Origin of the sequence: Erwinia sp. INIA01, from assembly GCF_025947915.1 — a bacterium.
In the GTDB taxonomy this organism is placed as follows: Bacteria; Pseudomonadota; Gammaproteobacteria; order Enterobacterales; family Enterobacteriaceae; genus Erwinia; species Erwinia coffeiphila.
The window spans coordinates 1-21,979 of the sequence record NZ_JAPDNC010000004.1; the positions used below are offsets into that span (position 1 = coordinate 1).

The 21,979-nt window shown below is 45.6% G+C and carries 15 protein-coding genes and 4 pseudogenes; 9 read left to right on the top strand and 10 right to left on the bottom strand.

What is annotated here, in order from left to right:
- Positions 1-83: 83 nt before the first annotated feature.
- From OMR58_RS08045 to OMR58_RS08055, 3 genes and pseudogenes are all read left to right on the top strand, one after another.
- A pseudogene (locus tag OMR58_RS08045) lies at positions 84-959 on the top strand (TonB-dependent siderophore receptor); the annotation flags it as partial.
- Positions 960-1,033: 74 nt separating this feature from the next.
- Positions 1,034-2,716: an ABC transporter ATP-binding protein/permease gene (locus tag OMR58_RS08050; protein WP_264545657.1), complete on the top strand. Its 1,683-nt coding sequence runs from the start codon at positions 1,034-1,036 to the stop codon at positions 2,714-2,716.
- 101 nt (positions 2,717-2,817) lie between these two features.
- Complete coding sequence (locus OMR58_RS08055) at positions 2,818-3,030, top strand: hypothetical protein (protein ID WP_110662929.1); 213 nt, start codon at positions 2,818-2,820, stop codon at positions 3,028-3,030.
- Between the two features lie 208 nt (positions 3,031-3,238).
- Here OMR58_RS08055 and OMR58_RS08060 read toward each other — a convergent pair whose 3' ends face one another.
- A complete protein-coding gene (locus OMR58_RS08060; RefSeq protein ID WP_264545658.1) occupies positions 3,239-3,907 on the bottom strand; it encodes a YncE family protein in 669 nt (222 codons plus the stop codon).
- Between the two features lie 595 nt (positions 3,908-4,502).
- Here OMR58_RS08060 and OMR58_RS08065 point away from each other — a divergent pair.
- The 3 genes and pseudogenes from OMR58_RS08065 to OMR58_RS08075 form a co-directional block, all read left to right on the top strand.
- Positions 4,503-5,614 (top strand): IS3 family transposase gene (locus OMR58_RS08065; RefSeq protein WP_205066102.1). Its coding sequence is split into 2 segments (ribosomal slippage): positions 4,503-4,764 and positions 4,764-5,614, totalling 1,113 coding nucleotides; the frame shifts between segments, so codons are not numbered across the junction.
- Between the two features lie 78 nt (positions 5,615-5,692).
- Positions 5,693-6,055 (top strand): hypothetical protein, encoded by a 363-nt coding sequence (locus tag OMR58_RS08070; protein WP_264545659.1) that lies wholly within the window; start codon positions 5,693-5,695, stop codon positions 6,053-6,055.
- Between the two features lie 71 nt (positions 6,056-6,126).
- Positions 6,127-6,367 (top strand): annotated as a pseudogene (locus OMR58_RS08075) (tyrosine-type recombinase/integrase); the annotation flags it as partial.
- 8 nt (positions 6,368-6,375) lie between these two features.
- On the opposite strand, the gene OMR58_RS08080 reads toward OMR58_RS08075, so the two are convergent.
- The 6 genes and pseudogenes from OMR58_RS08080 to rdrA all read right to left on the bottom strand — a co-directional run bounded on the left by OMR58_RS08080 (position 6,376) and on the right by rdrA (position 17,063).
- On the bottom strand, positions 6,376-8,139 hold the full coding sequence (locus OMR58_RS08080) for a UvrD-helicase domain-containing protein (RefSeq protein WP_264545660.1): 1,764 nt from the start codon (positions 8,137-8,139) through the stop codon (positions 6,376-6,378).
- 1 nt (position 8,140) lies between these two features.
- Entirely contained in the window at positions 8,141-10,285 is a 2,145-nt protein-coding gene (locus OMR58_RS08085; protein ID WP_264545661.1) for an ATP-dependent nuclease, read from the bottom strand.
- 100 nt (positions 10,286-10,385) lie between these two features.
- Positions 10,386-10,639: pseudogene (locus tag OMR58_RS08090) on the bottom strand (Arm DNA-binding domain-containing protein); the annotation flags it as partial.
- Between the two features lie 204 nt (positions 10,640-10,843).
- Entirely contained in the window at positions 10,844-11,584 is a 741-nt protein-coding gene (gene rdrD, locus OMR58_RS08095; protein ID WP_264545662.1) for an antiviral RADAR system accessory protein RdrD, read from the bottom strand.
- Between the two features lie 11 nt (positions 11,585-11,595).
- On the bottom strand, positions 11,596-14,340 hold the full coding sequence (gene rdrB, locus OMR58_RS08100) for an antiviral RADAR system adenosine deaminase RdrB (protein ID WP_264545663.1): 2,745 nt from the start codon (positions 14,338-14,340) through the stop codon (positions 11,596-11,598).
- Positions 14,340-17,063, bottom strand: coding sequence for an antiviral RADAR system adenosine triphosphatase RdrA (rdrA, locus tag OMR58_RS08105; protein WP_264545664.1), 2,724 nt, complete (start codon positions 17,061-17,063; stop codon positions 14,340-14,342). Before rdrA ends, rdrB begins: the two co-directional genes overlap by 1 nt.
- A 369-nt stretch (positions 17,064-17,432) precedes the next feature.
- On the opposite strand from rdrA, the gene OMR58_RS08110 reads away from it, so the two are divergent.
- Positions 17,433-17,669: a hypothetical protein gene (locus OMR58_RS08110; protein ID WP_264545838.1), complete on the top strand. Its 237-nt coding sequence runs from the start codon at positions 17,433-17,435 to the stop codon at positions 17,667-17,669.
- On the opposite strand, the pseudogene OMR58_RS08115 reads toward OMR58_RS08110, so the two are convergent.
- Positions 17,626-18,051: pseudogene (locus OMR58_RS08115) on the bottom strand (ArdC-like ssDNA-binding domain-containing protein); the annotation flags it as partial. The gene OMR58_RS08110 and the pseudogene OMR58_RS08115 sit on opposite strands and share 44 nt — an antisense overlap.
- Positions 18,052-18,480: 429 nt before the next feature.
- Complete coding sequence (uraH, locus tag OMR58_RS08120; protein WP_200546639.1) at positions 18,481-18,891, bottom strand: hydroxyisourate hydrolase; 411 nt, start codon at positions 18,889-18,891, stop codon at positions 18,481-18,483.
- Between the two features lie 135 nt (positions 18,892-19,026).
- Between uraH and hprR the strand changes: the two genes are divergently transcribed.
- Positions 19,027-19,707, top strand: a complete 681-nt coding sequence (hprR, locus tag OMR58_RS08125; protein WP_264545665.1) for a response regulator transcription factor HprR — start codon at positions 19,027-19,029, stop codon at positions 19,705-19,707.
- Positions 19,700-21,115, top strand: a complete 1,416-nt coding sequence (locus tag OMR58_RS08130) for a heavy metal sensor histidine kinase (RefSeq protein WP_264545666.1) — start codon at positions 19,700-19,702, stop codon at positions 21,113-21,115. The genes hprR and OMR58_RS08130 overlap by 8 nt, the downstream gene beginning before the upstream one ends.
- On the opposite strand, the gene cynR is transcribed toward OMR58_RS08130, so the two are convergent.
- Positions 21,004-21,936, bottom strand: a complete 933-nt coding sequence (gene cynR / locus OMR58_RS08135) for a transcriptional regulator CynR (RefSeq protein ID WP_264545667.1) — start codon at positions 21,934-21,936, stop codon at positions 21,004-21,006. The two genes, OMR58_RS08130 and cynR, sit on opposite strands and share 112 nt — an antisense overlap.
- Positions 21,937-21,979 lie beyond the last annotated feature (43 nt).

Consider the following 21,979-nt stretch of genomic DNA (forward strand, 5'->3'; position numbering starts at 1 on the left):
TGGTTTTGTCATATGAGTCACCTCTGGTTAAGAGTTTACTCACTTAGTCTCGTGTCCACTATTGCTGGGTAAGATCATACAACGTCTATCAGCGCGGCCTGTACGCCACGACGCGGCTGAGCCTGACGGACGACTGGAAGCTGATCCTCGGAAGCCGTTACAGCAGCTTTACCTACGACTCCTATTTCACCAATCTCACCACCGGGGCGATGACCGCGCACAGCAACTACAAGGTGAAAGGTAAAACCATCCCCTACGGCGGCCTGCTGTGGGATTTCGCCAAAGACTACACCTGGTATCTGAGCTATGCCGAAATCTACAAACCGCAAAGCTCGCTGGATGCCAGCGGCAACTTCCTGCCGCCGGTCACCGGCAGCAACTACGAAACCGGCGTCAAAGGGGAGTTCTTCAACGGCGGGCTGAACGCCTCCGTCGCCCTGTTCCGCATTATTCAGGCCAATAACGCCATGAGCGGGGTGGACTGCGATGACTGCTACGTCGCCGACGGCAAGGTGCAGAGCCAGGGCATTGAAATGGAGATATCCGGGCAGCTTGCGCAGGGCTGGCAGATCTACGCCGGATACACGCTTAATAACAGCAAATATCTCGAAGCCGCCGCCACGCAGAAAGGCACCAACTACAGCAAACACACGCCGCAGCACCTTTTCCGCCTGTATAGCAGCTATCGCCTGCCGGGAGAGTGGGATAAATGGTCCGTCGGCGCAGGGCTGACGGCGCAGACGGATACCACCACCAACTACGATGTGTCCCAGGGCGGATACACCCTTTTCAACGCCAATATCGGCTATCAGTACAGTAAACAAATAAGCCTGAGCCTGAACGGTAACAACCTGACGGATAAAGAGTACTACCTCGGCGTTTCCAACCGTCACCGCGGCGGCAACAATTTCTACGGCGATCCGCGTAACGTCATGTTCAACGTGAAATGGGCTTATTAAGCGCAAAGGATAATGGGCAGCCGTCCGCGAGGGCGGCTGTCACGCTTTTTACACACTCTGTGCGACCTTTTTTTATGCAAAGTTTGAAACGGTTTTACCAGCTGATCGCCCCCTGTTGGCTGCACCCTCGCGAATGGTTTTCATGGCTTTTATTGCTGACGCTGACCGCCCTCACGCTGGGCGTGGTATGGATAAGCGTTCAGTACAACAACTGGAGCCGGGAATTTTACGATGCCCTCAGCGACTACTTTCAGCAGGCGTCGATCGGCATGCTGGCGCTCTCCTATGCCGGATATACCGCGCTGTTTGTGACGTTCATTATCAGCTCGAACTGGCTGAAAAAATTACTGATCGTTCGCGGCCGTCAGAAGATGACCCTAAGATTTCACCATCTGTGGCTGCGACGACATAATCATTACCGTCTGAGCCTCCATGCGGAACCCGATAATCCCGATCAGCGTATTGCCGAGGATATTAGGCTGCTGGTTGAGCAGAGCCTTGGGCTATTTTTGTCGCTGCTAAAAAACATCACGGGGCTTTTATCGTTCATTGTTATTCTGTGGCAGCTCTCGGGCACGCTCAGCCTCACCGTCGCCGGACACAGCGTCACGCTGCACGGCTATCTGGTGTGGGTGGCGCTGGGGTATGCGGTTATTAGCAGCCTGCTGGCCCACTGGATAGGCAGCCCGCTGCATCAGCTGAATATAGAGCGGCAAAAAAGCGAGGCGGACTACCGTGCCAGCCTGCTGCGCATCCGCGAAAATAGCGAGCAGATTGCCTTCTACGCCGGCGAGCGTGCCGAACTGCGCCGCGTACACCGTCATTTTTCGGCGATTGTGCAGAACTGGCAGCGGCTGATGTTGCGCGAGTTTCGCCTGGATACGTTCACCACCTCCTATTTTCGTCTGAGCCTGATGATCCCGATTTTTGCCGTCCTGCCGCTGTACATCGCAAAACAGATCTCGCTTGGCGGCGTCATGCAGGCGCGCGCCGCTTTCGGCTACGTCCTTGACGCCTTCGGCTGGTTTATCGACTCCTACCGCCAGATAGTGGCCTGGTCAGCGACGGTAGAGAGGCTATGGCAGTTTGCGCAAGGCTTAATCGCGCTGCCGGCGCAATCGCGCGTTTCCCGCCAGCCTGGAACGTTACGCTGTCTTCATCTGGTCGCCCGTCACGCTGATGGTACGCCCCTGTTTAACCCGATAAATCTCGACTTACGGCGCGGGGAGGCGGTGGCGATTACCGGCGCCAGCGGGTGTGGGAAAACGACCTTATTAAGGGTACTCTGCGGGCTGTGGCCATACCGCAGCGGGGCCTATAGTCACCCGACAGGCAAAAGCCTGTTCGTGCCGCAAAAACCGTATCTGCCCGACGATCTCCTGAGCAACGTGTTGACATATCCGGGCTTAGCTAAAGTCAGCAATCAACGGCTGGAGAGCTGCCTGAAGAGGGTTGGGCTACACCATTTATGCCGGCAGTTGAATGAGCGCCAGTCATGGCGCAGTATCCTTTCCGGCGGCGAGCAGCAGCGTCTTTCGTTTGCCCGCATCCTGGTGAATCAGCCCGATTTTATTTGCCTTGATGAGTCAACCAGTCACCTGGACGATATGACATCCATAGAGCTGATAAGTACGATCCGGAGCGAACTCCCGCAAAGCATCATTATTGTCGTCAGCCATCAAAGAGCGGTTATAGATTCACTGAATATAAAATATCTTGTTGAAAAGGATGCTCAAAAACCATATACAGCCATTTAAGGTCAGGTACAAAAAGAAAATAGCATCCTCTTTTCCATGCAATTAATCTGCAGTCTACAGTTTGCGCCTGGTTCTGCTCAACAATTCATGAGCAGGAGCGAATGTTTAATGACATTCTTGACCTGAACACAGCGGTTCTTGCTGTGACGTACAGACTCGGTAATGATGTTAAAGAGTTCGACAGGTTAAGTGTATGGTCTGACGGAAAGGTCATCGGAAATGGCGTCTTAGATGCGCCGTTAATAAGTGGAAAAGGAAAACTTTATGGCATGTTGCATGTGCTATTTAAATCGATTCTGTCTCAGGCGGTTTAACGCTATGAGAATAGAATGCAGGTTTGCATTTCATTCCAGGTGGCGCGCCTCCAGAGCAAACAGTATTTCACTTTATTTACTGCATACATGAGAGCCGGCATATCCTGGTCAGCGATGGGCTGGTAGCTGACCTTAATGTTTCAAATGCGTAAACTAGTGTGTAAAGGAGCCATGCTCCAAATAAGGCTATGACTCCCCACTAATGCCATCATTCCTTAAGGGTGATTTTTGTCACTGAGCCAGTCTGGGCCTTATCCCCAACAGAGCCATACATAGACACCAGATAAACGGCGCCATCAGGTGCAACGGCCAGATGGTTTGGCGTTTCGTCCATTGGGATATTGGCAACCAGTTTGCCGTCTCGGTTCAGAACAGCTACCGTTCCACCCGCGCGCGTCGCGGCAAAGACCTGCGACGTCACTGCATTCCACACTACAGAAACGCCCCCTGCACCAATATAGGTATCAGCAAGAACCTTACCGTTCACATCAAGAACCACGACATTGTTCGTCTCCTGGGAAACTACATAGAGACGGGCGGTCGCAGGATCGCGAGCGATGTAGGTTGCACCTTGCGCCTTAGGTATTTTCACCGCTGTGCTCTTGCCTGTTTTAAGATCAATCCAGCCCACCCAAGGCGTATCGCGGCTGACGCCAAAGAGTTTCTCTCCGGCACTGTCAAGGGTAAGATCTGTACTGTAAAACTGGTCGCGGCCGTGCTCCACCACGAACTGCAGTTGACCTATGTGTTCAAGCGTTTGAGTGTCATACACCTCGACAAAACCAGTCAACGCAGCGCTGACATAGGCTCTGTTATGGGCTTCATCAATAATTACATCGCGTGAATGAGGAACCGACCCGTCAGGAAATACTTTCACGACGGAAAGCGTTTTCGCGTCATGGGAGGGTACAATACATCACCACCAATGCATATAATTACCATTCGTATTTATGGCAAAATATTAGACTGTTGGGCTTTTTGAACAAGAAATGACTGGAGAATGTGTTGATATGATGTGGTAAGTGAAATCGCTTTGTACATTTCGAAAATGTACAGCAGAGTTTTTGATAGAGTTAAAATAAGAAGTCTGGCTTCAAGGTTGTTACAATTTCTGGCAACAGAATATGCTTTTCTGCCTCGACTGATAGTATGGGGGCTAATCAGTTCAGGTAATCGCCAACTGTTATACCTATCCACCCATGCCCATGTATTAACTCCACTTAAGCCCACTCCCACGATAGTAGTTTTACACTTAGGAACCTTCTTTCTCTCCGGTAGCAAGGAACGGATGAAGTGCGGGCTTAATGCACTTATCATAACACTAAAAACAGGTCTCGCCATCGTTGCAGTCTTTCACAACAGCCAGTCGTTATACCCGTGCAGCATATAATCGTGTAAGTATCCCGCATAATCGTGCCATTCACATTTAGAGATCTTCCGGCATACTCATTTTGCCAACGAAGGAGATCGCTATGCGTAAAGCCCGTTTTACTGAGCATCAGATCATCACAGTGATTAAGTCAGTTGAATCCGGACGAACAGTGAAAGATGTCTGTCGCGAAGCCGGAATATCTGAAGCCACGTATTATAACTGGAAGTCTAAATACGGTGGCATGGAAGCATCTGATATTAAAAAGATAAAGGATCTTGAAGACGAGAACCGGCGGCTCAAGCAAATGTTTGCCGACCTCAGTCTTGAAAATCGCGCACTGAAAGACGTTATCGAAAAAAAGCTCTGAAGCCAGCTTTTAAGCGTGAGCTGGTGACGCACCTGATAACAACATTCGGACTAAGTATTCGCCAAGCCTGCAGGAGTCTGAACCTGAGCAGAACGGTTTATCATTATCGTCCGGACAACACCCGTGACGATCCCGTTATTTTCGCGTTACAGGCGGCTGCTGAAAGATATCCGCGATACGGCTTCCCGAAGCTTTTTCAGGTTCTGAAGCGGCAGGGATATCCGTGGAACCATAAGCGGATCCACCGCATTTACTGCCTGCTGAAACTGAATTTTCGTCGCAAAGGCAAACAGCGTCTGCCGGTACGTAGTCCATCGCCGCTGACCACACCTGAAGCTCTGAACCAGAGTTGGTCTGTAGATTTTATGCATGACGCGCTGATTTGCGGTCGTCGCTTTCGCACGTTTAATGTCGTCGATGATTTTAATCGCGAGGCTTTGTCGATCGAAATAGACCTGAACCTGCCGGCCCAACGAGTTGTTCGTGTGCTCGACAGGATCGCAGCAAACCGGGGATACCCCGCGATGCTTCGCATGGATAACGGTCCGGAGTTTATTTCGCTGACTCTGGCTGACTGGGCAGAAATGCACGCTGTGAAGCTGGAATTTATCGAACCGGGTAAACCAACTCAGAATGCATTTATTGAACGCTTTAACCGGACATACCGCACTGAAATACTCGATTTTTATCTGTTCAGGACGCTGAACGAAGTACGAGAAATCACAGAACGGTGGCTTTCAGAATATAACTGTGAACGTCCACATGAATCACTGAACAACCTGACACCGGAGGAATACCGACGACAACATCATCTGGCCGGGATCTCTAAAAGTGCGTGGAACTAAAACGGGTCTATTTACAGTAATAACTATCTATTATCTATTGAATCCGCTCCTCGAACAATAAAGGGGTTCATTGCAAATATGAGAAATGCGGTATCTTCTGACTTTAGTGTTTCTAATCTAAACATTGTAGTTGAAGAGTTCATTAATACCATGCGAGAGCATTTTTCTGATGTAAAAGTAATTAAGGAAAAAATTAAAGGATTAACATTTAGCAAACATACATTCGGTGATCTCGAAATAGAATCATCATTCGATGCTTTAGAGGAAATAAAAATATTTTTTAATAAAAAAGACTTTAAAATTGAAAAATCCAAAATATTAACAGGCATTATTCCAAATGAAGAAATTATAGAGATTAATTCTAATGGAACAATTATTTTTTTGGAAGGCAACTTTAGAAATATATCAAAAGCAATCGAAATGATTAATCACTGGAAGTGATTCGGAAGGGGCATTATATGCCCCGAACCAATTTTCCAAATAAATTTTTATACTCATTATCCTATCGCTAACTACCTGCGTCACGAATGAAAGCTCACAGATAACATGTTATTTCCCTGCCCTCCCTGGCTGTCAAAATGCTCAGTACGCTATAAGGATTAACCGGACTTCGGCGGGGATAATCCGCTAGGTTCAATGACATCGCACTCTCTGCGTCAGCTACTGAAAAGCCTTGGCTGGAGTGGTACTTATAGCCCACATGACACCAGAACTACAGGAAGCATGCGTTTAAACGAGATGGACTATCGACCTCAAGAACCTCATTCACGGGTATAATCAAATTTAGTTCTACAGAGCACTTCATTTGCAAGATAAGGGCCGCTTTTATGCCGCCGTTCGACTTCTGATATTAAGTGTAATTTTTTCTTAGCTCTTGAACACAATACGTACAACAGCCTCTTAGACTGCAACTCATCCTCATCAAATCGTGGGACAATACCCTGTAACAACCCAAAAGCAATGACACAATCAAACTCTAATCCCTTGGCTGAATGCACAGTAGTAACTGTCACACCTGATTTTTTATCAAACATTTTCTTGTAGTGCTCAGTTTTTGTCAGAACGCCTAAACCTTCAACTTCCAGTTTTTCCTTTCTTTTTTGTGCAGACGAAAAAAATGCATTATATGATTCACTAAACTCTTCATTTTGCAAAATATCAAAGTCAAAATACTCTGAGCTCTCATTGAAAAAATCTTTTAGATAGTCTAACCCATCTATTTCTTGCACATTCAATGAGTTACAATATCTTAGAAAATTTTTCACCTCGATTGAATCATTTTTCAAAATAAAACCAGCTTCATTCAACTGCGTCAGCAATTCACTTGCATAATAAATTCTTGTCAAATAGTTTTTCGGCGAAGAGGGGGTTAAAGCGATCCTTGCAAATTTATACCAAAGACTTTCTCTGTTTAATGAGATAGGTGTGACACCAGGACCATTGAAAGCAATGTCAGGCATTAAAACCATTAAGCGCCGAGTTATCTCAGACAAATGGAACCACCATGGAGCAATAATACAAATATTGGACTGTGATATCCCATCATTTATGGCAGAATGGACTAAATCCTTTACATAATTATCTAACACGGCAATACTACAACTTTTATTATAAGTCACTTTTGAATCATAACTACTGAATTCACCAACTGCTTTAAATGGCTCTCCAGCAACTGTTCTAAATAACGAAAAATAATTTACAATAGATTGACTTGAACGATAGTTGTCATTTAAAGTCAATAATTCAAAACCAACCCCAGATCTTGCACAAAAATCTTCAAAACTTAATGCAACCCCTCCCATAGAATTAAATATAGCCTGATTTGGATCTCCTACAAAAAATAAACGACAGGTATTACCCCTTGACTTCACTAGGGTAAAAAGCAATTCATATTGTAGTATTTGAGTGTCTTGGTATTCATCTACAAGGATAAGATTGAATATCCTCGAAAGATTTAAAGCAATCTTTTTATATTGAACTAAAAGCAAATAAGAAAAATATATAACTTGATCGAAATCTATTAAATCGTTCGATTTGAGGTGGCTGTAATAATCCTCCACTGCCCTCCTATTATTTACCCCTTTAACTTTCAACCCTTTTTCATTCCAACCAAAATCAGTTTTGAAAATACTACAAGAGTATTTATCGCAAAACATTTGCTTTAAACCATCAGCATCATGTGGATCAATAATCCTATACCCAAACCTTATATCTTCGCAGAATCCTGAGTAAGGTTTTAGTATCCATCTCAAACAAAAAGAATGAATTGTACCAATCCATAACTTTTCTAATGAAATCCCCATCTCAACAATTCTTTTCTTTATTTCATCAGCAGCATTATTGGTATATGTAATTGCAACAACAATGCGATCATCTTTTTTTGAAGACAACTCATAAGCAATTTTGTAAACCAATGTTTTTGTCTTACCTCCCCCTGGACATGCCATCACCACAGCATTTTTCTCAAACAGAACAGCGTCAATCTGCTTTTCGTTTAGGAACTCTCTAAGGAAAAGTCTATCCATTTCAGATCATCCTTAAAAGTGCGTCATCTTCGTCAAATTTTTCTAAGTAGAGATCTTTTATAAATTGCCTTTTAACGCGCGTTTTACTCTGCGTTAGTACATCAATTATTCTGTCAATACATTCCAACTCTGCTGATTTAGACGACTCAATATAAAACTGCCTACGGTAAATCAGCACAGCAACTATAATTGACTTATTAAACTTACCAATCGAAAAGGCTAAAGCATCTAAAATATATTCTGGTATTTTAACGTTATGATCAATTTTTTCAGCAAGAGCCAATGCTAACCATCCTTTTCCAGCATATTTAGCTACGCTCAAAACTCTATCCCCATACACCTCAACATCCCGAGACTTGAGGTCTTTTTCAATAGATTCTATTTTACTTTCATGAGTATAAATATCACCAAGAACATTAATAACATATTCTTCGTTACCAAACTCACTCATAAACTCAACTTCAAAAGTATAATCTGCATAAAACGGATTTACATAAGCGTTTTTATCACAAAAATTATCTAGTAATATCTTTCTTTCCTTTCCTATTTTCTCCGATCCCAATGCCTTTCTTTTTTTTGTTTTTAGCACTTTAGTATCTTTTTTCTTTATATCACTATAAAAAGAATTATCAAGATCAGTTATAATCGCACAGCGTCTCCTTAATCTTTTATCATGAAAAATATTAGCGACATTTTTAAAACCGGTACTTCCAACATTTACAATAGTAACACCCAACTCATCTAAGGTTAACCCGAAGAATTTCGAAAATAATGCAGGAATCATTATCTCCTCGGCATCGCCCTCAACTAAAATAACTTTCTTTGCAAACAAAAGGTTACTTCTTTTAGCATCCAAATATCTTTCAAGTTTGTTTATTTCTTCGCCAGATAGCCCTATTGATGGCTGGCACACGTCGACAAAATCTTTACCTTCTGTTTTTGAAATAATATTAACCTTACTGACCTTAGAAGCTTCCGATATTTGGGTTGAATGCGTAGAATATAATATCTGTGTATTCTTGAAATTCAACTTGGTAAATAAAGCCTTCTGTATATGCGTGTGTAAATGAGCCTCAGGCTCCTCAATTAAAATAAAATTAGCGACCTTTCCTTTATTTACAAGATACTTATACTTTAAAATCTTAAGGGTCAAATATAAAAGATTAGCTCCACCAAGACTCATATCACTGATGGTTCCATCAAAATTTTCAGAACCTTCACTAATAGTTAATGTTAATGATTTAAGTAACTCTTCAGGCTCATCTGGAAGTTGTGATTTTATTGATAATTTAGTAGGTGAGAATGCCTCACCAACAGTCTCTCTAATGGTGGAATGGATTCCTTTAGAAACATCAATAACATCAGGGAGACTTTCAATTTCCCTATTTAAAGATATAACATTCTCGATTATTTTTTCATAATCCTCATCATTTAAAGTTTCACTTTTTATCTCTAACAACTCTAAAAGCGGATTTCTTTTATTACCATTAAAATCCTGAATTACATCTCTTAATGCCTTTATAAAAGTGAAAGAAATATCTTTCGATAAAGACATCTGCTTGCTTATAGTCCAACCAATATCTCTGCTATCAATTTTACTTGGGAATACAACCCTATCAAAATCGCCAACGATTTTTAAATACGAATCTTGATCGTAAAAATCTGCAAAACTTCTTCCGGTAAATACAACCTCATAATCATCAATTGAAATGTTATTTCTGACTTGAACTAACGTATCCTTATCGCCTATAGGTAACCTTGCCAACTCCAATCTTTTTGATATTCCAGGTCTGAATATAAGGTTATATGAAGCCTCAGTAATATCCTTTTCAGATTCAGCATCTACCGCCCCCCCTTCATGAAGAAAAATAGATTGAACCGATTCATCATGAGATATGTTTTTAAACTTTATATTAATTATTATCCAATGCCCTCTCCAATCGTCTAAGTCATGACTAAAATCATTGACCCCTAATTTATAGGCCCTATATAACATTTCATCATCAAGCAACAATCTTATAGCCCGGAACAAATTACTTTTTCCAGTACCATTCTCACCGATAATAGTATTGATGTCTTTATCAAAAACAAACCTGCTACGCTTGAAATTTCTATAATTCACCAGAACCAATTCTGATATATACATGTCAACTCATCCTTAAAATATATTCTGAATAAAAAATAGCATTTTCTTTCTTTGTTCAATGTAAACTGAATAGTTAGATATGCCACAAATAGTGTTTTTATCTACATGAACTAGGGTTCTTTCTCATGCCACAAGTTCTCGCGCTTCTTCACGACGGGAACGAGAGTCTGCTAATGTGATCGTTGGATAGACGCCAAGCGAGATCATTTTGGATTTACCGGCATAGCGGTAGCAGAACCGCCAGCTCTTGCTTCCACTAGGCTCAATGACCAATGACAAGCCTTGCCCATCCCCATGCGTGTAGGGTTTATCTTTAGGATTAGCGCGACAAATCTGCATATCGTTAAGGGACATGTGTATAGGAATCCGATACCGAACAGGAACATATACACAATCCTATACACATTTCGAACCGGATTCTACTGGATGGTCACGGCATGATGTGCAATAAATCACATCTCAACGTTTAACCTCTGTTTTAGGGCGACCTTGCCCTCATAGTCCGACAAAAACCACGCAATTGCGTAGTTTTTTTATATAGCATGATATTAAAACCGATTACGCTTTTAGCTTATTTTCAATCAACGTCATAAAATAAGATGTATCGCTTACTGTATCCTGGTTTTTTCCGTGATCAGCTTCATCAACAAGCTTCATATACTCGATGAAATGGGATTCTTCGAATTTAATATTCATTTTCTCCCGGAGAATATTCAATTCATCGAGGCGCTCTAACCTTCTGATATAGAGTTTGTGACGTTCATTTTGACGAGTCATCCCCAAGGTACGGTCAACTATCAATGGTAATAATGTCAAAACGAGAAACACGATAAAACCATAAAACAATTTATTATTGGTGCAATAAATAAAAACAAATAAAAGTACACATGTAATAACAAATACAACATGAGCAAGTAATTTATAATTTAACTTACGAGACCCAACAACTCCATTCGTATCCTGCGGACTGTATTTACAGTTGAAGCACTTCCACTGCAAGAGTAACACGACACCAGAAATAATAATCCCCAGCAGCAGCAGCCAGCTACTGAAGGATATGCTCACGGTTCCAAGAATATTATTCACTTCCTCTGCGCCAACTTTCTTCGTCAGACTCAGACAAAAGAAAAAAGTGAAGAACATGAGGAACGGAATAGCATAAAGCGAAATTCTACGTATCATAAAACGAGGCCAGTACGACAAATACTCTTTTCTCCGTAAATTTTTCAACTCTTTTTTGAGCTTAGGTTGTAGCCCATTGACATCCGTATATTGCAAGTAAGGCAATGTACCACTCACGATAAAATCCTCTATTCAATAACTTCAAATACATTTAAATGATTACGCTGAAACTGTTCCAGCCCGTACAGGCGCAGCCTTTCCAGCCAATATTCTGCCATCGTTCGGCTGACACCACGCTCAATCGCAGCCTCTCGCAGTAGTAAAAATTCCGTCCGTAATGTCGTAGGCATAATCCCTGGATCGTCAGTATTGACCAGAACCCTTACTGGCCCACGGCGCAATCCATAACGATTGAATTCAGCGCCTGGTTTCAACAGTTCTTCATCCGGAGGATTCCAACGAAAAATAGGATGCTCTACGTGCTTTTTGAATCGCGCGATATATACGTTTGATGTTGGGTTGGTTTCGATAATTAACCCTTTACGATCATAGTGATCTAGCAAATAGTCCTGTAAAGCATGCATAAATTGCAGCTCTACCGGCGTATCAATGTCTTGGAGGATATCTTTACCATCACGAGCCTGCTGACGCAGTTTACCGGGATTTCCCAAGCCAATCAGCTCCTGAGTTCCCCATTCGTCCGCTACACGCACAACTACTAGTTGCGGCGGCAGATCGTCAAGGAGACTCGAATGTCTTTGCTGATAAAGCTGCGCCGCCACATTGCCTTTATCGCTGAGCGTAGCCCAATCCGGCAGCGCGCATTTCTCTTGCGAGGTCAAAGGTGAACCGCCGTGGAGTTGCTGGAGTCGATATGAACAATTACGCCGCAGTAGCCAGGCCCGGTAGAGCGTATCAGGTGTAATATTTTCCAGAGGTTTATCATCACTACAGGCCTGTTTCCCCACCACACTGTTATCTATTTGCGGAGGTCTCTTTTTGCACCATTCGCACCGTGCAATAAAGCGTGCGATTCTACGCTCAAGCAGCGGTAATACCGCCTGAGCGAGAGGCAATGAAGCCGATAAAAGCGTTGCATAGTGCCACTGCCAGACTAGATTATCTAAATGTTCATCCAGAGGTAGTATCATTTCACCATGCCGTTTCGCCCAGAGCGCAGGTTCAATTCCGAGAGCCAGAGCATGTCCTAGCCGGTCTCCCTCCCGCATTTCGCAGAAGCGAACCGTTTCATCAATATGGCGCAATCCTGACGCCGGATGTGCGTAATCCTCCCCGGCATGAATACTGAAATGAAAACTCATACTGGCGCGAAGCCCGTCTGGAACGGGATATAATCCACTTCGTAGCCAGCGCAGCATCGGGGCAAAGCCTGCAATTTTTAGTACGTTTTCATCCCCTGCAACATCAAGTCCTCGAAACCAGTTCGACGGCTGAAAATGAAAATGTGGGTTACGTTTACCCCCTAAGAAGACGGGATGATTCCAGCCATTATGACTGTACAATTTCTGTAACAATCGCTCCGCTTCTGTCCAGTTAGCCTGCAAATCAGCCTTTGCTCGCTTGCCGCGACTTGCAGTTTTAGAGCGAGAAAAGTGCCCACAAAACTGCCAGCGCTCCAGTGCTCCAATATAGCGCAGCACGCGTTCATCTGGCTTAATCTCATGCTCACCAAAAATATACGGTGGAAAAACAGCTGGAATGCCGAGGGTTTTCAGCAATGTCGAGGAAAATGCAGTGACCATCTCATGATCGAAAGCCTTTGGGGATGCTTTCACTTCGGCCACATCGTCTTTACCGGCAAACAGGTAGCGCATATTGCTACTGTCAGCTTTCTTACCCGCACGTAAAGCACCATTAAAATAACGCTCGGTAAAACATGCAAGCCCCTGCCCGTCCATAATAATGTGACGCCGTAGCGCATTTACCGTAAGCCAAAAACAGAGTATTGCCGTGCGCTCCAAAGGATGAGTGTCTTTAAGCTGATAAGAGTGGCAAAGGTAAAGCTGCAGCCACAGCCAGCGTGAGGGATGTTTTTTTTCGGAGGCATGCGCCAGTTGATTTAAAAACCAGCCGGGGCTGACGCTTTCAGTTCCGCAATTCTTTTTAGCAAGCAATAACCAGTCCGGGAGACGCTGGATGCGATCCATCGGGTTCTGTAATGCCTTGTACTTCTCAGATACAGTTTTACGCTGTTCCAAACCATTTTGATTTTGCTCAGAAACCGTTTGAGGGGGGGCTGAAAGTAGAACTGTAAGCAAAGACTTTGCTCGATTTATCAACGGTGTTAATTCATCATGCTCTTTGTGTGCCCACAACAACATCTCTTTGCTTTTGGGTAGTTCAATCTCTTCAAAAAGATAGCCATCCAAAATAGTATCTCCAGCCGTCACTCCCCCGAGATGTACGTGCCCCTCGGCAAAAGGTTTACCTGCATTAGCCGGTGGAGCAAAAAACGGATTCTGCGCCATCACCACACGGGTTATGTCCGTCAATCGCGGCGGTGGGCTTTGCAAAAGCCAGTCGCCAAGACGCCATCCCACTAGAAGGGCCGGGTCAAGTTCCGCGGCTATTCGCACGTAGTCTTGAACCTTATTTTCGCGGTAATAGAGTAAGTCGCCATTCCGCAACAGTAGCCGATCCGCAATGACATCGAGCCAAGGTAGTGTCGGACTCGTCAGTAACCCGTTGTCACATATGTTCCCCACAAGCTGGCGTACGTCGGTTAACCGGTAAGTGCGTGGATATCGGCTATCGATGCTCTTAACGAGCAGCTTGAAAGATTCCTCCTGCAATGATGACCACGTTTCAAAATCCTTGGGTGGCGATAAAAGGATATCTAAAAAGCGTTGTGACAGACGCTCATCAGTGAAAAAACACCCTGCAGCATGTTCACTTAGAGACCGAGTTAACATTATTTGTCACCATTGGGGTAAAGTTCTGCAAATGCTTTCAGAAGCGTATTAATTGCGGGATCATTCTGAGGGAAGTGGTTTGTAACTTCATCAATGAAGTCCTTAGCCTTATCGTAGTTTGGATATAACATCTTAAGCTGTTTTATTATACGTGTTTTAACCAACCGGGAGTGTGAATTTAATGAAAGTTTGCTTGTGATAAACTCTCTTGCCGGGCTGATATCTATAATTTTCTCAGCCTGAGTCAGCATTTCTCTCTCAGTCTGAAGCTGAGCATTCTGTTTTTGTTTAAACTCAGTGCGTAATACCTCGTCGATCCATTTTTTCAGCGGATGAGTTGCTAATACATAACTTACCGCTCTGGTTTTTTCACCATACATTTTGCGATGCTGATATGCCTCACGATCGCTGTCAGAATTTTGGTTTTGCTCAGGCGTAAACGGTCCAACATTCACTCGGAAGTTATCATGATTATAAAAATTTTTTGCCGAAATAATATTAGTTGTAGCAACCACATCGGATAGTCCGAACAATTCGCCTTTTTCAAAACTACCAAATGCTGACCAAACTGCATAAAAAACCCTACCAAAAACATTTAGAGCCGCATCAATATTTTGCATTCCACTGGGAACAAACACATTATTAGCAACCTGACTATATGTTTTATTAAAAACCTTATAGACCAGCCAAGGTGATAAGTTTGTACTAGCCACATTGTGTGTCTTTCTCCAATGATTTATTTCATCACAAATTTTTTTCCATGCGTCCTCATTTTTATCCGGCACATCAACAAGAATATCATCAGAAGTGTCTCTGTCAGTTTCACTTCTGTTATTCATAAATCTTGTATTCTTTTTCGTAAAATCTTCTTCCAAATCTAACGTTTTGGTAGGTGCAAGCGCGCTAGCAGAGTAAAATGGAGAACGTTGTCTAATTCTCTGCAAGTCGGCCAACTCTAAATCCGAAACAAGGCTAGCTATAATTATTTCAAAAACTCTACCAATATTTATCACGACCGACTGTTTAGAGTTTGTATAAAAATTCCTCTGCATCAACGTGGACAAAAGGAAATTTGCCTTGCTTTCCAAAGCAGGATCAAAGCCATAGTTCTCTAATTCTTCCCAATACTTCCACTTTAAACTGGTATTAATTCCCGCCTCTGCCACAGGATAGGGTAAAAGCGTTTTTTGCCCTTTAATGGCAGTCAACCAACTCTCCGGTAACCTTGTTCTTAACTGAGATTCCCAATCAGAAAGATCATCATACCTTTCAAAGACATCGTATTCACGAAAATTATGCAATAAGGGTTGAAAAAGCGGAGTCGCAAGAATCGATTGATTACGATTGTCACCCTGCGCCCATGAGACCCAGAACTGTTTTGCCTGAAGCGTTAAAAACACAGCCCCAGCCTTAGGTTCAAAACGAAAATACTCACACAACTTATCGAGCCATGCAGATTTTTTATCATCTTCTAAATAAGCCTTACTCTCCCAAGCAGTGAAATTCTTTAGTCCATCATAAAATAGCTTGTAAGCCTCCCCATATTCACGCTTAGCTTCTTTACTCAATTCCCGATGTTTTTCAGCAAAACTTTCAAGAACATCAAGAGGAACATCAGGCATTTGCCACATACGACGTAAAGCCAGCGTACTGGCTTTCTTTCTGAATGGTTCAGGAAGCTCACGAATTAAATCCCGGCAATGGTTGATAAACTGGGTTAAAGCACGTATTGAAGGTATCGGTAGCGGTAAATCACTACCCTCAAGGCCATTCACGGGGCCGGTAATAAATATTTTCAACCACGCCATAAAATTACGCAGAGGAATGCCATTTTTATCTAGCGTAACTTCGATACCATCTTGCTGCCAGTAATCACTTACATCGGGCATACTTAGTCTGCGCGGTAGCGGCAGAATTTTACGCTGGTACTCAATTGCCAAATCTCTAGCAATATCATATGTGTTCTTGCGATTATATGCTGAATCTTTATTTAGCCTTCCATGAAAATCTCGCCAGCAGACCTCATCATATAAACGGCGATCGCCACTCACTACCGGCAAAACATACGGAGAGGTAAGATAACGACGCAATATTTCCAGATTTTCAAATGCCCGGTTGAGTGAAGTGTCCACATCATCAATCGGTAGTATCAATAATTTCTTTCCGATCAACTCCAACGCAGATTTTAAAAACTCTTCAACGCAATTTGCCAGATGCTTGCTGCCATATAAGGAGCGAATTTTATCCATTCCACGTTGATTCTGTTGCAAATCAACGGACTCCAGTCCGTGCGCCAAGTTCTCAAGCTTCTGGGTAAACACTCTGGACTTATCGAGATCCCTGCTTTGGGCAGTTTTGATCTCTTTATCATGAAGCACGGCAGCAACAATAATATGCAAGAACAGCGACTCACCATCTTCAAGCAGGGTCGGATCGATAGGATCAAGGATATGAATTTTCCCCGCCAGTTGCTGAGCATTACTCTGCAGATAGTCGTTCAAATTCACTAGCACCGACGTTTTTCCTGTCCCCCTTGCGCCGTCAATCGATATAGCCTTATGGCTACGGGTTTCATTAAGCGCTTCGTGAGGCTTCGGTACTTCGTTAACAGCCTTTTCAATAAATCGAGTAAGCTGTTCGTAAATATTTCGGGGAAGTAAGGTATCTGGATCCTTAAGAACCGCAGACTCTCCGCTGTCTAATGGTATGTATATCGTGTTCACAATAATGCCTTTACGGTTGTTTTTGGAGTGAGAACAGCTTGTGAACTATGAATTTTGATGAAAAAACAAATAAAATCAAGATAGAAATGAGAATAATCTCAAAAATCTAAATTTTTAATTATTCCACACCGTGACAATGAGCAGTTGTAGAAGAGTGGATTTGGCCTGTTCGCCATCAGTTGACGCATCATTATTCATAATGAAAAGAAATGGTATTAGTCAATCCAAATATGCTCAAAAATTGGTTAGTGCTGTGATAACTAACCACAGATAACACCAAAAAAGGTGAGTATAGAAATGATGACTAACAATAAAAACATTACATAACAAATGAATACGAAATCACGGGTCAACGTCTTATCCTCCCCAGTGGTCATTGCCTCTTCTAAATGTATACATTTCTCAGAGGTGGTCACTTTGGTGGTCTTGACAGAAAAGCTGTTACCACTTAGCTTAATAATTAGCCAGTTACTGGCAAAGGCGATCCCAGTCAGAGGAGCCATATTTAGAGAAGCCCGCTTAAGGAAACTTGAGCGGGCTTTTTGTTTTTGGGTTTTGAAAAATCAATTTCACCCGTGGCCATTTCTGCTGCAGCGTGGGTATTGATAGTAGCGGTTGTACTGTGCTCCACTTTGCGCGACTGCCCATCTTTCGCTTTTTCCTGTTTGTGAGTCATGTAGTGCGAATCGCTAAATTCCTGTTCGGAAGCACTGTTCCATAACAACATGATATTCATGCCACTGTAGGCTACACCGATAGCCTAATTGGATGGCAGGCCAGATATACCGGATATTTGTTGCCACGCACACATCCATGGTTTCACACCAGCTTCCAGCGCGGTAATGATGCTGTCGGTGACGGGCTGGTAACTATCGGTTTTGATTGTGGAAAATTTCGTTTTTGAGGAACCTGGCAGCTCCAGTGGGGATGCGCTGGTCGCCGCTGTGGTGTTAGGGCCGCCAGTTTGGGTATGCAGGGAAATGGACATAATATTTTCTCCATCAGTGGTGTGATTTTCGTTTTAGTAACGTCCGACGGTTCGCTTTCCCGGCATCGTTCCGGCATGCAAGGGGGCAGAATGTGTGTTCTGTTCCTTGCGATACGAGTTGTGAAGGGAAACGATTAACTTCAAGCTAATACAGGAACGGAAGGCCAACGGGGAAAAAACTGAGCCTGCATATGCCGGCATAGCGCCCTTTAGGCCGCAGCGGTGAAATGGGATTGGGAAGTTGAATTTTTTTATTAGCTCAGATCTGAGCTGGCAGTATTCTGAAGTAGGGTTCCCTGAAAAAAACGGAACATTATGCGATAATGATGCTGGATCAAACGATCAATATAAAAAAGTGAATGGTTCGGTTTACCGGGATACTTACAAGCCCGCTTAAGGAAACTTAAGCGGGCTTTTTGTTTTTGGTATTCAGCTCCCACGATACGTAGAATAACCATACTGGCTCAGCAGCAGCGGAACGTGATAGGTGGTGGCCGTGTTGCTGATGTGGAATTCCACCGGGATTTCCGGGAAGAAACTTTCCTGCTTGCGATCCGCGAAATATTTGCCGGTTTTAAAGATCACGCGATAGTCACCTGCTTCAAACGGTTTCTCCGGCCACAGCGCCGCCACGCGGCCATCTTCGTCGGTGCTGGCCGTGTTCAGCACGGTCCATTTCTCACCCTGTTTTTTCTCCAGCGTTACCGCTACATGCGGGGCGGGCATCCCCGTTTGCTGGTTCAGGATATGTACGCTGATCGGGTTTTTACCGGCGGCAAGGGCCATACCGGGCGCAGCCAGCAGCATAGAGAGGGACATCGCAACAACGGACTTTTTCATGTTTTATTCTCCTGTGTTAGTGACAGTGCTGTTATACCTGCGCGGGGGGCGCGGTTACCTGTCAGGAAGATGACCATATTGTCATCTGGCGCTGAAACGCTGGGGCGCCTCCGTCTTTCATGGCACACTGCGCCCATGAAACTGTTACTGATTGAAGATAACCAGAAGGCCAGCGCCTGGGTGCGCAAGGGACTTGAGGAAGCGGGCTACATTGTGGATCACGCGGTGGACGGGCGGGACGGTCTGCATCTGGCGCTGGCGCACCCGTACAGCCTGGTGATACTGGATATTATGCTGCCGGGCATGGATGGCTGGCAGGTTCTGAAAACCCTACGCACCGCCAGCAGCACGCCGGTGATTTGCCTCACGGCCAGGGATTCGGTGGACGATCGCGTTAAAGGTCTGGAGCTGGGCGCGAACGATTACCTGGTTAAACCCTTCTCGTTTGCTGAGCTTCTGGCGCGGGTAAGAAATCAGCTTCGCCAGCATCAACCGCACAGCACCACACTCCGCGTGGCGGATCTGGTGATGGACTCGGCGCGCTTTCAGGTCATGCGTAATGGTGTTTCGCTGGCGCTGACCCGCAAAGAGTTTATGCTGCTGTGGCTGCTCGCCAGCCGTTACGGCGAGATCCTGCCTCGTACGCTGCTCGCCAGTGAAATCTGGGGCGTAAATTTCGACAGTGAAACCAACATCGTCGATGTCGCCATTCGACGCCTGCGCCGTAAAGTTGACGACCCTTTTCCGCAAAAGCTGATTACCACGGTCAGGGGCATGGGCTACTGCCTCTCTGAACAGGAGGCAGGCGGTGTATAGCCCTTCCCTCACCCTGCGGCTGACGGCGATCTTCACGCTGATCGTGGCGCTGGCCTGCGGCGGTATCAGCCTGATCCTGTATAGCGCGTTACGCAGCGAGCTGGTGTGGCGCGACGATCAAACGCTGATCAACCGCGCCGCGCAGCTACGGCAACTGCTGGAAGGCGGCGCGCATCCCGACTCTCTGCCGCTCTATTTCAATCGTATGGTTGATACTCGTCAGGATATTCTCAGTATCGGCTCGCAGCATCAGCAAAACGTCAGCATTAACCATACCGGCGTGGCGCTGCCGGAAATGTCCCCTACTCCGGTCAGCACCCCGCCCGGCGAGCAGCAGATCCACCGCTGGATCGGTGCGGATAATATTGAAGCCTCGGCGCTGAGCCTGCAGGCCCGTTCTGAGGAAGGACCGATAGTGATTACCCTTGCGCGGGTGGCGCGGGAGCGGGCGATAATGCTGGAACGCTATCGCCAGCAAAGTATCCTGGTGTCGCTGGCGGCGATTTTGCTGTGCGCCGCGCTCAGCCCGCTGCTTATCCGGCGCGGGCTGCGGGCGATTGGCCGTTTAAGTCAGGCCATGGCGGAAACCGGCAGCGACCGGCTAACCCATACCGTGCCGCTGCAGGCGATGCCGAAAGAGCTGTTGCCGCTGGGTGAGGCGCTGAATACCATGCGCCAGCGCCTGTCGACGGACTTTATCCGGCTGACGCAGTTTGCCGACGATCTGGCCCATGAGATACGTACGCCGATCAACGTATTATTAGGCCAGAATCAGGTGGCGCTGGGCCACGCGCGTTCCACGGAGGAATATCAGGCACTGCTGGAAGGGAATATTGAAGAGCTGGAAGCCCTGTCGCGGCTGACGGAAAATATTCTCTTTCTGGCCCGCGCCACGCACCACAATATCCGGCTCAATAAAGAAACCTTCTTACTGCATGACGCCCTGGAAACCCTTATCGATTTTCTGGAACCGGTAGCGGAAGAGCGGGAAATGGTCATTGAACTCCACGCCAACGGCCACCTCACCGCCGATAAAATGCTGTTCCAGCGGGCGATGACGAATCTGCTTGTCAACGCCATCCGCTATGCGCCAGGCCACGGCGCGATAGCGGTCAGCACCCTTCATCGTGGCGATGTTACCGAAATAGAGGTGGCAAACGCCGGTGATGCGCTGGCGGAACCGGAGAAAGTCTTCGAACGTTTCTGGCGCGGTGATAACGTCCGCCACACCGCAGGCAGCGGCCTGGGGCTGTCGCTGGTCAGCGCCATCGCCGCATTACACGGTGGCAGCGCGTATTACCGGCACGAGGACGGGGGAAACATTTTTGGGGTAAGGCTCGTTTCCTGCTCCAGTCGAGTCGATACCTCTACAGCCAGTTCAGCAAAAACCCGGGCCGCAACGCTTTGATAGGCATCCCTGCGTCGCATAAGGACCACATTGCGCTGCAGGCGTTCTGGCTCGAGGGTAATCGCCACCAGCCCCTCCTGAGCCAGAGCGGTCTTTACCGGCAACAGCGTTGACAAAAGTGTTCTTCGAACGATTTCGATTACCGCACCGAGGGCATTAGCCTCCATCATCACCTTTGGGTGAATGCCGTGTTTTCTACAGTGGCTGTCTATCTGTTCGCGGGTCGCGAATTCCTTGCTGAGCAAGACGAGGGACTCTGTATTGAGGGTTTGCAATCCCACAGATTTTTCCTCTGCCAGGGGATGTCTGGTGCTGACTACCAGCGCAAGCGTCTCGTTTAGCAACGGGATGGCCTCGATGTCCGGGCAGTTGACGTCCCCGAACGCTATCCCCACATCCAACTCGCCCGCCTGAAGCAGATCCTCCATGCGCTCCTGGGATATTTCTTGCACGCTGAGGGTTATCTGCGGATATCGCGAGTGAAACGCCTCAACCAGCGGCCCGACCAGATAGGTTGTGAAGGTCGGCGTCACTGCAATCCTCAGTGAGCCGCGGCTGAGATCGTTCACGTCATGAATAACCCGCGTCGCTTCCTGCAACTCCTGAGAAGCACGGCGAACATACTGAAGATAGGCCTCCCCCACGTCCGTCAAGCGTGTTGTTTTGCCTGTACGGTCGAACAACTGAGCATTAAGACTTTCCTCCAGCTGCCGGACCAATTGTGAGAGAGCGGGCTGAGAGACGTGTAGCGCCGCTGCAGCCCTGGTGAAGCTGGAATGTTCAGCGACTGCCATAAAATACCGAATACGTCGGTCGAGCATAACCCACCTCATAAGATTATCTGATTCAGATAATAATAAATGA

Excerpts from the sequence above, each read along its gene's own strand:
- OMR58_RS08085 (WP_264545661.1), bottom strand. The coding sequence starts at position 10,285 with ATGTATATATCAGAATTGGTTCTGGTGAATTATAGAAATTTCAAGCGT.
- cynR (WP_264545667.1), bottom strand. The coding sequence starts at position 21,936 with ATGCTCGACCGACGTATTCGGTATTTTATGGCAGTCGCTGAACATTCC.
- OMR58_RS08080 (WP_264545660.1), bottom strand. The coding sequence starts at position 8,139 with ATGGATAGACTTTTCCTTAGAGAGTTCCTAAACGAAAAGCAGATTGAC.
- uraH (WP_200546639.1), bottom strand. The coding sequence starts at position 18,891 with ATGAAAAAGTCCGTTGTTGCGATGTCCCTCTCTATGCTGCTGGCTGCG.
- hprR (WP_264545665.1), top strand. The coding sequence starts at position 19,027 with ATGAAACTGTTACTGATTGAAGATAACCAGAAGGCCAGCGCCTGGGTG.
- OMR58_RS08050 (WP_264545657.1), top strand. The coding sequence starts at position 1,034 with ATGCAAAGTTTGAAACGGTTTTACCAGCTGATCGCCCCCTGTTGGCTG.
- OMR58_RS08070 (WP_264545659.1), top strand. The coding sequence starts at position 5,693 with ATGAGAAATGCGGTATCTTCTGACTTTAGTGTTTCTAATCTAAACATT.
- rdrB (WP_264545663.1), bottom strand. The coding sequence starts at position 14,340 with ATGTTAACTCGGTCTCTAAGTGAACATGCTGCAGGGTGTTTTTTCACT.
- OMR58_RS08055 (WP_110662929.1), top strand. The coding sequence starts at position 2,818 with ATGTTTAATGACATTCTTGACCTGAACACAGCGGTTCTTGCTGTGACG.